At 57.7% G+C, this 12,286-nt stretch carries 13 protein-coding genes; 11 read left to right on the top strand and 2 right to left on the bottom strand.

Annotation, left to right across the window (positions count from 1 at the left end; genetic code table 11):
* From nuoI to AC2FJE_RS06375, 10 genes are all read left to right on the top strand, one after another.
* Window positions 1–495: an NADH-quinone oxidoreductase subunit NuoI gene (nuoI, locus tag AC2FJE_RS06420; RefSeq protein WP_496695812.1), complete on the top strand. Its 495-nt coding sequence runs from the start codon at window positions 1–3 to the stop codon at window positions 493–495.
* A gap of 244 nt (window positions 496–739) precedes the next feature.
* On the top strand, window positions 740–1,150 hold the full coding sequence (locus AC2FJE_RS06415; RefSeq protein ID WP_496695810.1) for a carboxymuconolactone decarboxylase family protein: 411 nt from the start codon (window positions 740–742) through the stop codon (window positions 1,148–1,150).
* The gene (locus AC2FJE_RS06410; protein ID WP_282168776.1) at window positions 1,147–1,749 is read left to right on the top strand and encodes an NADH-quinone oxidoreductase subunit J; all 603 of its coding nucleotides are present in this window, start codon (window positions 1,147–1,149) and stop codon (window positions 1,747–1,749) included. The genes AC2FJE_RS06415 and AC2FJE_RS06410 overlap by 4 nt, the downstream gene beginning before the upstream one ends.
* A gap of 4 nt (window positions 1,750–1,753) precedes the next feature.
* The gene (gene nuoK, locus AC2FJE_RS06405; RefSeq protein ID WP_005984024.1) at window positions 1,754–2,059 is read left to right on the top strand and encodes an NADH-quinone oxidoreductase subunit NuoK; all 306 of its coding nucleotides are present in this window, start codon (window positions 1,754–1,756) and stop codon (window positions 2,057–2,059) included.
* Between the two features lie 6 nt (window positions 2,060–2,065).
* Window positions 2,066–4,219, top strand: a complete 2,154-nt coding sequence (nuoL, locus tag AC2FJE_RS06400) for an NADH-quinone oxidoreductase subunit L (protein WP_496754903.1) — start codon at window positions 2,066–2,068, stop codon at window positions 4,217–4,219.
* Entirely contained in the window at window positions 4,219–5,763 is a 1,545-nt protein-coding gene (locus tag AC2FJE_RS06395) for an NADH-quinone oxidoreductase subunit M (protein WP_496754901.1), read from the top strand. Before nuoL ends, AC2FJE_RS06395 begins: the two co-directional genes overlap by 1 nt.
* A 15-nt stretch (window positions 5,764–5,778) precedes the next feature.
* A complete protein-coding gene (gene nuoN / locus AC2FJE_RS06390) occupies window positions 5,779–7,221 on the top strand; it encodes an NADH-quinone oxidoreductase subunit NuoN (RefSeq protein ID WP_058279639.1) in 1,443 nt (480 codons plus the stop codon).
* Between the two features lie 54 nt (window positions 7,222–7,275).
* Entirely contained in the window at window positions 7,276–8,025 is a 750-nt protein-coding gene (locus AC2FJE_RS06385) for a biotin--[acetyl-CoA-carboxylase] ligase (RefSeq protein WP_282119193.1), read from the top strand.
* Between the two features lie 11 nt (window positions 8,026–8,036).
* Complete coding sequence (locus tag AC2FJE_RS06380; RefSeq protein WP_058274409.1) at window positions 8,037–8,816, top strand: type III pantothenate kinase; 780 nt, start codon at window positions 8,037–8,039, stop codon at window positions 8,814–8,816.
* A complete protein-coding gene (locus tag AC2FJE_RS06375; protein ID WP_058274410.1) occupies window positions 8,813–10,480 on the top strand; it encodes a ribonuclease J in 1,668 nt (555 codons plus the stop codon). The genes AC2FJE_RS06380 and AC2FJE_RS06375 overlap by 4 nt, the downstream gene beginning before the upstream one ends.
* 22 nt (window positions 10,481–10,502) lie before the next feature.
* Here the strand turns inward: AC2FJE_RS06375 and AC2FJE_RS06370 are convergent, their stop codons facing one another.
* On the bottom strand, window positions 10,503–11,204 hold the full coding sequence (locus AC2FJE_RS06370; RefSeq protein WP_058279673.1) for an NUDIX hydrolase: 702 nt from the start codon (window positions 11,202–11,204) through the stop codon (window positions 10,503–10,505).
* A gap of 25 nt (window positions 11,205–11,229) precedes the next feature.
* Window positions 11,230–11,628 (bottom strand): DUF983 domain-containing protein, encoded by a 399-nt coding sequence (locus AC2FJE_RS06365; RefSeq protein ID WP_058279642.1) that lies wholly within the window; start codon window positions 11,626–11,628, stop codon window positions 11,230–11,232.
* A gap of 190 nt (window positions 11,629–11,818) precedes the next feature.
* On the opposite strand from AC2FJE_RS06365, the gene AC2FJE_RS06360 reads away from it, so the two are divergent.
* The gene (locus AC2FJE_RS06360) at window positions 11,819–12,286 is read left to right on the top strand and encodes an EF-hand domain-containing protein (RefSeq protein WP_496760793.1); all 468 of its coding nucleotides are present in this window, start codon (window positions 11,819–11,821) and stop codon (window positions 12,284–12,286) included.

Raw genomic sequence — 12,286 nt, 5'->3', positions numbered from 1 at the left:
ATGGCAAACATAGACTACACCCGCGCTGCCAAATACTTTCTGCTTCAGGACTTCTGGGTCGGCATGAAGCTGGGGCTGAAGTATTTCTTCGGCCCGAAAGCCACCATCAACTACCCGCACGAAAAGGGCCCTCTGTCCCCGCGTTTCCGCGGTGAGCACGCCTTGCGCCGTTATCCTAACGGCGAAGAACGCTGCATTGCCTGCAAGCTGTGCGAGGCGATCTGCCCGGCGCAGGCGATCACCATCGACGCCGAACCACGCGAAGACGGCAGCCGCCGCACCACGCGATATGACATCGACATGACCAAGTGTATCTATTGCGGCTTCTGTCAGGAGGCCTGCCCGGTCGATGCCATTGTCGAAGGTCCGAATTTCGAATTCGCCACCGAAACCCGCGAAGAGCTGTTTTACGACAAGGAAAAACTGCTGGATAACGGCGAACGCTGGGAAGCCGAGATCGCCCGCAATCTGGAAATGGACGCGCCGTACCGATGATGAATGTGCTCTTGTCCAGGCGAAAATTCTATCTTGCAATAATTGCGGGATTTTCGCTGTTCTCTGGTCTTAATTGGTACATGGGTTTCGATAGGCCCTTCGATGCGTTCGTTGGTGGGATTCTCCTTTGCACTTTGTACTTTGCCGCTGATCTAGTGCTTTCGAAATTCAAAAAGCCGGGATTGGACGTCCTTTTATATATTCTCGTCTTTGCGACGTGGACAGCATACTGGTTGCGCCCCCAATGACTGATAATCCTACAAATCCGTTCGACCTAATGATGAAGCAGGCTCAGGACATGGCCAAGGCGATGAACCCGGCGATGGAGAATTTCTCGCCCAAAGGGTTCGAAGCGCTGTGGCCGACCATGCCCAAAGAGGTCATGGAGATGATGTTCGGCAACACTGTCAACAAGGACGGGTTGGATGCCAAGACGCGCCTGCTGCTGACGCTGGCCGGGCTGACCTGTCAGGGCGCGCAGGCGGATGCGGCCGTAAGGCAGACCGTGCGCCATGCACTGGAGGCGGGCGCAAAGAAACAAGAGATCGTGGAAACGATCGGTCAGATGTCGGTCTTTGCCGGCATCCCGGCTATGACCCGCGCGTTGGAACTGGCGCAAGAGGTCATGGGCGACAACGAGGATGAGGATCAATGACCGTCTTTGCCTTCTACCTGTTTGCAATCAGCGCCATCACCGGCGGGCTGTTCACGGTGATCAGCCGTCAGCCGGTGCACTCGGTGCTATGGCTGATCCTGTCGTTCCTGTCAGCGGCGGGGCTGTTCGTGCTGCTGGGGGCCGAGTTCGTGGCGATGCTGCTGATCATCGTCTATGTCGGCGCGGTCGCGGTGCTGTTCCTGTTTGTGGTGATGATGCTGGATGTTGACTTTGCCGAGCTCAAGGCCGAGATGGCGCGCTATATGCCGCTGGCCCTGCTGATTGGTCTGATCATCCTGATGCAGTTCGTCATGGCCTTCGGGGCTTGGGACAGCGCGCAGGGTGCAGCGGCCAACTTAGCGCAACCGGTCCCGGCTGACCGTCACAACACCGAGGCCCTAGGTGTTATCCTTTATGATCAATACTTCCTTCTGTTCCAACTGGCGGGCCTGATCCTGCTGGTGGCCATGATCGGCGCCATCGTTCTGACGCTGCGCCACCGCAAGGACATCAAGCGTCAGGACATCGTCGGCCAGATGATGCGCGACCCGGCCAAGGCGATGGAGTTGAAGGACGTAAAACCGGGGCAGGGGCTTTAAGACGATGATCGGACTTGAACACTATCTTACAGTCGCGGCGACGCTGTTCGTCATCGGCATCTTCGGTCTCTTCCTGAACCGCAAGAACGTCATCATCCTGCTGATGAGCATCGAACTGATGCTGCTGGCGGTGAATATCAACCTCGTGGCGTTTTCCAGCTTTCTCGGCGATCTGGTCGGGCAGGTGTTTACGCTGTTCGTGCTGACCGTGGCGGCGGCCGAGGCCGCGATCGGGCTGGCCATTCTGGTCTGCTTCTTCCGCAACCGTGGCACCATCGCGGTTGAAGACGTCAATATGATGAAGGGGTAAGAGAACATGGAAACCACCATCCTCTTTGCCCCGCTGGTGGGCGCGCTGATCTGCGGGTTCGGCTGGAAGTTCATTGGCGAGAAAGCCGCCATGTGGACCGCCACTGGCCTTCTGTTCCTGGCCTGTCTGCTGTCGTGGATCGTGTTCTTCTCGTTCGACGGTGTGACCCAGCAGATCGAAATCATGCGCTGGATCGAAAGCGGTTCGCTGTCGACAAGCTGGGCCGTTCGACTGGATCGTCTGACCGCGATCATGCTGATCGTGGTGACGACGGTTTCGGCGCTCGTGCACCTCTATTCCTTCGGCTACATGGATCACGATCCGCAATGGCGCGAGGGCGAGAGCTATAAGCCGCGCTTCTTTGCCTATCTGTCGTTCTTCACCTTCGCCATGCTGATGTTGGTGACAGCCGACAATCTGGTTCAGATGTTCTTTGGCTGGGAAGGTGTGGGTGTGGCCTCTTACCTGCTGATCGGGTTCTATTATCGCAAGCCCACGGCCAATGCGGCGGCGATGAAAGCATTCATCGTAAACCGGGTTGGCGACTTTGGCTTTGCTCTGGGCATCTTCGCGTTGTTCTTCCTGACGGACAGCATCAATTTCTCGGACATTTTTGCCTCGGCCCCTGCGCTGGCCGAAGAGAAGTTGCACTTCCTGTGGGGTGAGTGGACCGCAATCGAGGTGATCTGCGTCCTGCTGTTCATCGGCGCGATGGGGAAATCAGCGCAATTGATCCTGCACACCTGGTTGCCAGACGCGATGGAAGGCCCGACGCCTGTTTCGGCGCTGATCCACGCTGCAACCATGGTGACGGCGGGTGTGTTCCTGATCTGCCGGATGTCGCCATTAATGGAATTTGCGCCGGGTGCCACCGGGTTCATCACCTTCCTTGGGGCCTCGACCGCGTTTTTCGCCGCGACCGTTGGCCTGGTTCAGACCGACATCAAGCGCGTCATTGCCTATTCGACCTGTTCTCAGTTGGGCTACATGTTCGTGGCCGCGGGTGTTGGTATGTATTCGGCAGCGATGTTCCACTTGCTGACCCATGCTTTCTTCAAGGCGCTGTTGTTCCTTGGCGCAGGTTCGGTGATCCACGCGATGCATCACGAGCAGGAGATGACCGAATACGGCGGCCTGCGGAAGAAGATCCCCTATACATTCTGGGCGATGATGATCGGCACCCTAGCGATTACAGGCGTCGGCATCCCGCTGACCCAAATCGGGTTCGCCGGGTTCTTGTCCAAGGACGCCATCATCGAAAGCGCTTTTGCCGGCGGCACCGGATATGCCTTCTGGATGCTGGTGATCGCGGCGGCGTTCACGTCATTCTACAGCTGGCGTCTGATATTCCTGACCTTTTATGGCGAAGAGCGTGGCGACAAGCATACGCATGAGCACGCGCATGAAAGTCCGATGACCATGCTGGTGCCGCTGGGTGTTCTGTCCTTGGGCGCGGTGTTTGCCGGGATGATCTGGTATGGCAACTTCTTTGGTCACACAGACAAGGTCGGCAAGTTCTACGGTATACCGGTGGCTGAGGCGTCCGAGCATGCAGAGGCCAGTGATCACGGTACAGCCGATACGACCCATGGAGACGATACGCATGCGGATGAGGCGCACGCGGATGAAAGCCATGGTGATGACGCCGGACACGAAGAAAAAGCGGCGCACGGCGACGACCACCATTACGTCTTCGCGGGTGAGCCGGGCGAGGGCGCGATTTACATCGCGCCGGACAATCATGTTCTGGACGATGCGCATGCTGCCCCCAAGTGGGTCAAGGTTTCGCCTTTTGTCGCCATGGCTTTGGGCTTTATCGTGGCCTTCTGGTTCTACATCGTGAACACATCGCTGCCGACGCGTTTGGCGCAGAACCAGCGTCCTCTGTACCTGTTCCTGCTGAACAAGTGGTACTTTGACGAGATCTATGACGCGGTCTTCGTCAAACCCACCATCGCGCTCGGCCGGTTCCTGTGGAAACGGGGTGACGGCAACACCATTGACGGTTTCCTCAACGGGGTGGCGATGGGCGTTGTGCCCTTCTTTACCCGCCTCGCAGGTAAGGCGCAGACGGGCTACATCTTTACTTACGCCTTCTGGATGGTTCTGGGTATCGCTGCCCTTGTCACCTGGATATCGATCGGCGGAGGCGCACACTAATGGATAATATCCTCTCCATTGTCACCTTCATCCCCGCCGTGGCAGCAGGCATTCTGGCCCTGTTCCTGCATGGCGAGGACGTGGCCGCGCAGCGCAATGCCAAATGGGTTGCACTGGTGGCTACCACGGTGACGTTCCTGGTCTCGATCGGCATTTACACGGGTTTTGATCCGTCCAACACCGGCTTCCAGATGGTGGAAGAAGGCGAATGGCTGCTGGGCCTGAAATACAAGATGGGCGTGGACGGTATCAGCGTTCTGTTTGTCTTGTTGACCACCTTCATCATGCCCCTGACCATTCTGGCCAGCTGGCATGTCACGGACCGCGTCAAGGAATACATGATCGCCTTCCTGCTTCTGGAGACGCTGATGCTGGGCGTGTTCATGGCGCTGGATCTGGTGCTGTTCTACCTGTTTTTTGAGGCTGGGCTGATCCCGATGTTCCTGATTATCGGCATCTGGGGCGGCAAAGAACGCATCTACGCCAGTTTCAAGTTCTTCCTCTATACCTTCCTTGGATCAGTGCTGATGCTGGTCGCGATGGTCGCGATGTATGCGGACGCGGGCACTACGGATATCGAAGCACTGATGAGCCACCACTTCTCGTCCGAAGGGTTCAGCGTGCTTGGAATCTATATTGTCGGCGGTATGCAGACACTTATGTTCCTGGCGTTCTTTGCATCATTCGCAGTGAAGATGCCGATGTGGCCAGTACACACCTGGTTGCCGGATGCGCACGTTCAGGCGCCGACCGCCGGGTCGGTCGTTCTGGCGGCGATCCTGTTGAAGATGGGCGGCTATGGTTTTCTACGGTTCAGCCTGCCGATGTTCCCGGTGGGCTCGGCAGTAATGACCGATGTAGTGTTGTGGATGTCAGCGATAGCCGTTGTCTATACCTCGCTTGTGGCGCTGGTGCAGGAAGACATGAAAAAGCTGATAGCTTATTCCTCAGTCGCGCATATGGGCTTTGTGACCATGGGTATTTTTGCGGCGAACCAGCAGGGCATTGACGGCGCGATCTTCCAGATGCTCAGCCACGGGTTCATCTCGGCTGCGCTCTTCCTGTGTGTTGGCGTGATCTATGACCGGATGCATACTCGCGACATCGAGGCTTACGGTGGTTTGGTCATTCGCATGCCAGCCTATGCGCTGGTTTTCATGTTGTTCACGATGGCCAATGTAGGTCTGCCTGGCACCAGTGGATTCATCGGAGAATTCCTTACACTGATGGGCACCTTCCAGGTCAACACATGGGTGACAGCTGTTGCGGCCTCTGGCGTAATCTTCTCGGCAGCTTATGCGCTATGGCTGTATCGTCGGGTGGTCTTTGGCGATCTGATCAAAGAAAGCCTCAAGGCGATGACGGACATGAGCTCGCGCGAGCGGCTGATCTTTGCGCCGCTGATCGTGATGACCATCTTGCTGGGCGTCTACCCGTCGCTGGTGACCGATGTAATCGGCAACTCGACCGCCGCGCTGATTTCGAACTATGACATGGCTCTGGCCGCGGCTGAGGCCGCGACCCAGTCAGCCACATCGCATTAAGGGGGCTTTGGAGACATGATCCAGGCTGATCTGACGATAATCCTGCCAGAGATTGTTCTGGCCGTATATGCGATGGCGGCGCTGTTGGCGGCTGTCTACACGACGAAAGACGGGCTGGCACCTTTGCTGGTCTGGACAACGGCTGGGTTGATGGCGCTGCTGGCGATTTGGATCGCGACCAACGGCGATGGTACCAATGTCGCGTTCAATGGCATGTTTGTCGATGACGGGTTCGCAAGGTTCTCGAAGGTGGCGATCCTGCTATCAGCGGCTGCCATTCTGGTGATGAGCCAGGAATACATGGCGCGTCGCGATCTGCTGCGGTTCGAATTCCCTCTATTGGTTGCGCTGGCCGCTGTAGGTATGATGATGATGGTCAGTGCTGGCGATCTGATGTCGCTGTACATGGGGCTAGAGCTGCAGTCACTGTCGCTGTACGTCGTGGCCGCGCTGCGCCGGGATAGTGCCAAATCGACCGAGGCCGGTTTGAAGTACTTCGTGCTTGGTGCGCTCAGCTCGGGCCTGCTGCTGTACGGCGCCTCGCTGGTTTATGGGTTCACAGGCACCACGCTGTTCTCGGGTATCATTCAAACGGTTCAGGATGGTGAGATTTCGGTTGGCCTGCTGTTTGGTCTGGTGTTCCTGATCTCGGGTCTAGCGTTCAAAGTGTCCGCTGTGCCGTTCCATATGTGGACACCGGATGTGTACGAAGGCTCGCCCACGCCTATCACCGCTTTCTTTGCCACAGCGCCGAAAGTGGCGGCCATGGCCCTGTTCGCACGCGTAATGCACGACGCTTTTGGTGGTGTGATCAAGGATTGGCAGCAGGTGATCGTCTTGCTCTCGGTCCTGTCGATGCTGTTGGGTGCGGTCGCGGCGATTGGCCAGCGTGACATCAAGCGGCTGATGGCGTTTTCGTCGATTGCCCATATGGGCTATGCGCTGATCGGGCTGGCTGCGGGAACCGAGTTGGGCATCAAGGCTATGCTGATGTATCTGGCCATCTATGTGACGATGAATATCGGCACTTTCGCTTTCATCCTGATGATGGAGAGAGACGGCAAACCGGTCACGGACATCGACGCCCTACGCCAATATTCCAAACGCGAACCGGGCAAGGCGCTGGCGGTGCTGATCCTGATGTTCAGCCTGGCGGGTGTCCCACCAATGCTGGGCTTTTTCGCCAAATTCGGTGTCTGGCAGGCTGGCGTAAGCGCGGGCCTGACCGGTCTGGTGATCGCCTCAGCCATCGCCTCGGTCATCGGCGCGTTTTATTATCTGCGGATCGTGTTCTACATGTATTTCGGAGCTGAAAACGACGACCCGATCGAAACGCATTCTTCGCCGGTTCTGTGGGTTGCTCTAATGGGCTCGGCTGCGTTGATGCTGGTGGGTGTGTTCTATCAGTTCGGTATTGAAGGCGCGGCGGCAGCTGCGGCGGCCACTCTTGTCAATTGATCAGCGTAACACAGCAAACTTGGGGGCTCGGTCAGCAGACCGGGCCTTTTTGACATGACAGACTGGCCACAGGGATACGGCCTGCACGTGCTGCAAGAGGTCGACAGCACATTGAACGAGGCCACCCGCATGGCCCCGACCACGACCGGTCCGGTGTGGATCATGGCGCATCACCAAACGGCGGCGCGTGGGCGACGGGGTCGGGCATGGGCAAATCCCAAGGGAAATCTTGCCGCGACCCTTTTGATGCGGCCACAGGGAAATCCGGAACAGGCCGCACTACGCAGCTTTGTGGCTGCGCTGGCGCTGTTTGACGCCTGCGTTGCGGTGACCGGTCGGGCGACAGGCTTGTCCCTCAAATGGCCCAACGACGTACTGCTTAATGGCGGCAAACTGGCGGGTATCCTGTTGGAAAGCACAGGGCAGGGGCGCGGCGTTTCGCACCTGTCCATCGGCATCGGCGTGAACCTGTCAGAGGCACCCGGAGCAGATCAGGTAGAACCCGGCGCCGTCCGACCGGTTTCCCTATTATCGGAAGCCGGAGCCAACGTAACGCCCGAGGATTTTCTGACCGAACTGGCTGTCGCCTATGCCAGATACGAGAACCAATTCGTGACTTACGGGTTCGAACCGATCCGGACCGCGTGGTTGGCCCGGGCTGCCAAGTTGGGTGAGGTCATCACCGCCCGTACCGCAGCGTCGGAAACGGTTGGAACCTTTGAAACGGTGGACGCAGCGGGCAATCTTGTCCTAAACACCGCCAAAGGCCGCGTCAGCATTCCGGCGGCGGATGTGTTTTTCTGAAGGAGGCCCAGATGCTTCTGGCTATTGATTGCGGCAACACGAACACTGTGTTCTCGATCTGGGACGGTGAAAGGTTTCTGTGCACCCTGCGCACATCGACCCACCATGCGCGCACGGCGGATGCCTATTTCACGTGGTATTCGACGCTGGTGAAACATTATGGGATCGAGGCTGAAATCACTGATGTGATCATCGCCTCGACCGTGCCGCGCGTTGTGTTCAACCTGCGGGTCTTTGCGGATCGGTTCTTTGGGTGTCGGCCGCTTGTCGTGGGCAAACCCGATTGCCTGTTGCCGATGAATCCGCGTGTTGACGAGGGTACAGTGCCCGGCCCGGATCGTCTGGCCAACGCGGTGGCTGCGTTTGACCGGCATGGCGGCAACGTGGTTGTTGTGGATTTTGGCACGGCGACGAACTTTGATGTGGTTGCGGCGGATGGGGCCTATGTCGGCGGGATCATTGCGCCGGGCGTGAACCTCAGCCTCGAGGCGTTGCACCAGGGTGCGGCTGCCCTGCCGCATATCGATATCACCCGCCCTGAAAATGTGATTGGCACGAATACGGTTGGCTGTATCCAATCCGGCGTGTATTGGGGCTATTCCGGATTGATCGAGGGGCTGATTTCCCGGATCAAGGCGGAATACGGAATGCCGATGAAAGTCGTTGGAACCGGTGGGCTCGCGCCGCTGTTCGATCAGGCGGACGTGGGGTTTGACGCAATCGAAGATGATCTGACGATGCACGGGCTTACCGTGATACATCGCTATAACAAGGACAATGGCTCGACATGAGCAGCGAAAGATTGATCTACCTACCGCTGGGCGGTGCCGGCGAAATTGGCATGAACGCCTATGTCTACGGCTATGGCAAACCCGGTCAGGAACGGCTGATCCTTGTGGATCTGGGCGTGACATTTCCGGACATGGACACCACCCCGGGCGTTGACCTGATCCATGCCGACATTTCTTGGCTGCGCGAACGTGCCGACCGGCTGGAAGCCGTGTTCGTTACCCACGCACACGAGGACCACGTGGGCGCTGTGGCGCATTGCTATGAGGCGCTGGGTGCGCCTGTTTACGCACGGGCCTTCACCGCCAACATCGCGCGCCGCAAGATGGAAGAGCACGGACACCCCGAGGATGCCGTACATACTGCATCGGCCTGGCCCGAACAGATTTCCGTTGGTCCGTTTAAGGTGGGTTTCCTGCCGGTCTCGCATTCGATCCCCGAAAGCGCTGCCCTGGTGATCGACACGCCAGAGGGGCGGATCGTACATACCGGCGACTTCAAGCTGGATGAAAATCCGATCGTGGGTGAACCTTTTGACCCCAATCTCTGGGCTGAGGTTGCCAAGTCTGGCGTCAAAGCGCTGGTGTGTGACAGTACGAACGTGTTTTCCCCCCATGCGGGTCGTTCGGAATCCGAGGTCGGCCCCGAGATCACCAGGCTGGTTGAGGAAGCCAGCGGCATGGTTGTTGCCACCACATTTGCGTCGAATGTCGCACGTGTGAAAACGCTGGCCGAGGCGGGTGAACGGGCGGGGCGCTCGGTCGTTCTGCTGGGTCGCGCGATGCGCCGGATGATCGAAGCCGCGACCGAAACGGGCATTCTGACCAGCTTTCCACGCGTCGTCAGCGCCGAAGAGGCTGTGGACATGCCGCGCCAGAACCTGATGCTGATCGTCACCGGCAGCCAGGGAGAACGCCGCGCGGCCAGCGCACAACTTGCGCGGGGCAAATACCGCGGGTTGGAACTGAAAGAGGGCGATCTGTTTCTCTTCTCGTCCAAAACCATCCCAGGCAACGAGCGTGGCGTGATTTTCATCATGAACCAGCTCAGTGAAAAGGGCGTGGATGTGGTCGATGACAGTGCGGGCCTGTACCATGTGTCTGGTCACGCCAACCGTCCGGATCTTGAGAAAGTACACGGGCTGGTCGATCCGCAGATGATTATTCCGATGCACGGTGAACATCGTCACCTGCGCGAGCATGCCAAACTGGCCGAAGCTGGTGGGCGTACCGGTATTCTGGCCGTAAACGGAACCATGCTGGATCTGACAGGGAATGCGCCACGGGTTGTCGATTATGTCGAAACCGGACGGACCTATCTGGACGGCACGGTCAAAGTTGGCGCCCTGGATGGGGTTGTGCGTGACCGGATTCGCATGGCGCTGAACGGGCACGTCACTGTCACGGTCATTCTGGACGAAGAGGACGAACCACTGGGCGAGCCGTGGTGCGATACGATGGGTCTGTCCGAGATTGGATCGTCCCGGGCTGCATTGGTCGAAGTTCTGGAAGAAGACCTGAATCAGTTCTTAATGCGGGCCGATGCCAAGACCCTGCGCGATGATGACAAACTGGAAGAAGCAATACGCCGGATCGTTCGCCAAACAGCAAAGACCGAGATTGGGAAAAAGCCCGAAGTCACCACGGTAATCAGCCGCATGAAATAACGTGTCTGAGGGCCACCGGCCCTCAGTCTGCTTCTGGCATGGGATAACCGCGAAGTTTGAGGAAAAGGCTTTCCTCCTCACTGTTCAGAAAGAACGGAACAGTTTCAGGTGGCGTTGGGTCTGTCACCCGAGCGGCGATTTCGGCCAGCACGACTTCTGTAATGAACGGCAGGTCGAATTCGCGCGCCCGGTCCAGCGGCACCCATTGCAGATGTGACAGCTCGTCCGAGGCGTGGCTGAAATCATCCAGATCGCCCTGAATTGCGGCGGCGTCTACCAGGAAAAAGCGTGCATCGAACCGGCGGGGTCGCCCAGGCGGGGTGACGGCACGAAAAACGAACTGAAGTGCTTGTGCCGATGGGCGGTATCCCATCTGCGCAAATGTCGCCCAATCTTCGGTCCGCGGGCCCGCCCAATCACCTGGTTGGCCCAAAATCAGTCCGGTTTCTTCCCAAAGCTCTCGGATCGCCGCCGCCGCCAAGGCATTTTGCAGCCCGGCTTGTGACCGCTCCGCAAGGCGATCACAGCACACAGCGGGCAGATCTGTTGACAGTGCAACATCTGCATCAGACGCATCGACAGCGCCGCCTGGAAAGACAAATTTGTTCGGCATGAACGCGGCTTTTGCACCGCGTTGCCCCATCAGGATGGATGGATTGGTCAGACGATCCCGCAAAACGATGACTGTCGCCGCGTCGCGTATGGCTGTTTTGTCCACCGTCATCCGTTGCTCAACTTGCGGTTCAAGATCACGCGGACTGGCCAAAGCCGTGCATGCGACGAGCCCATTGATAGGCGACAACTGCCCCTTTCAATCGTGGCAGCAGGAATAGTGACAGGGCAGTACAGCCAATTGCCAAAACCAGGAACATCGTCAGGGGCTCAGGGCGCCAATGGACATAAGATAAGTGCAGCGCCGGTGCCAGCAGGTGACCCACCAGAAGAATAGTCAGATAGGCCGGCCCGTCATCGGCGCGATGGTGAAACAGCTCTTGCCCGCAATTCGAACATTCGTTGTTAACCTTGAGGTAGCTGTGCAGCAGTTTGCCCTCGCCGCAATTTGGGCAACGGCAACGGAACCCTTTGACCAGTGCTGGCTTTGTCGGGCGGTCTTCTACATCGTGGGTTTCGATCGTCTGATCTGTCATGTTGATACTCGCGCGTTCCAATGATGAGGATATAACGCTTGTTTGCAGCTTCGGGAAAGGGGGTGCGTCGCTTTGCATCGCTAAGACGTTTCTAAAAAAGTTTCACTTCCTGCGACGGAATGGGATGCCTGCCCCGTTTGAACCTATGTAAGCAGCGGCAATGGCGCCGCGAAAACAAGGGAAAAACGTTATGAAAAGCGCCAAATTCATTCCGGCAATCATTGTGTCAGCACTGGCAATCACTGGCACATCCGTTTTCGCCGCAGGGGGTAAAGATCGCGAACCTGTGACCTTTCAACAGCTCGATGCGAACGGTGACGGGCAGGTGACCAAGGAAGAAATGCAGGCTCATCGGAATCAGCGTTTCACCAATGCCGACACCGATGGCGACGGCCAGCTGAGCGTCGAAGAGATGCAGGCAGCAGGTCAAAAGAAGGCCAACGACCGTGTTACGAAGATGTTTGAACGCAACGATGCCAACAAGGACGGTTTTCTGAGCGAGGACGAGTTGCCCAAGCCGCGCCGTGCTGACAAGATGTTTGACCGGATCGACGCGAACGAGGACGGCGCTATCACGGAAGAAGAATTTGCCGATGCAAAAGACAGAATGGGAAAGCGCCACAAGAAACATGGGAAAGCGGACTCTGACGACAGCTGA

Source organism: Ruegeria sp. CDSC002, from assembly GCF_059610905.1.
The sequence above is the reverse complement of the archived record's forward strand: the minus strand, read 5'-3'. Positions and strand labels throughout refer to the sequence as shown.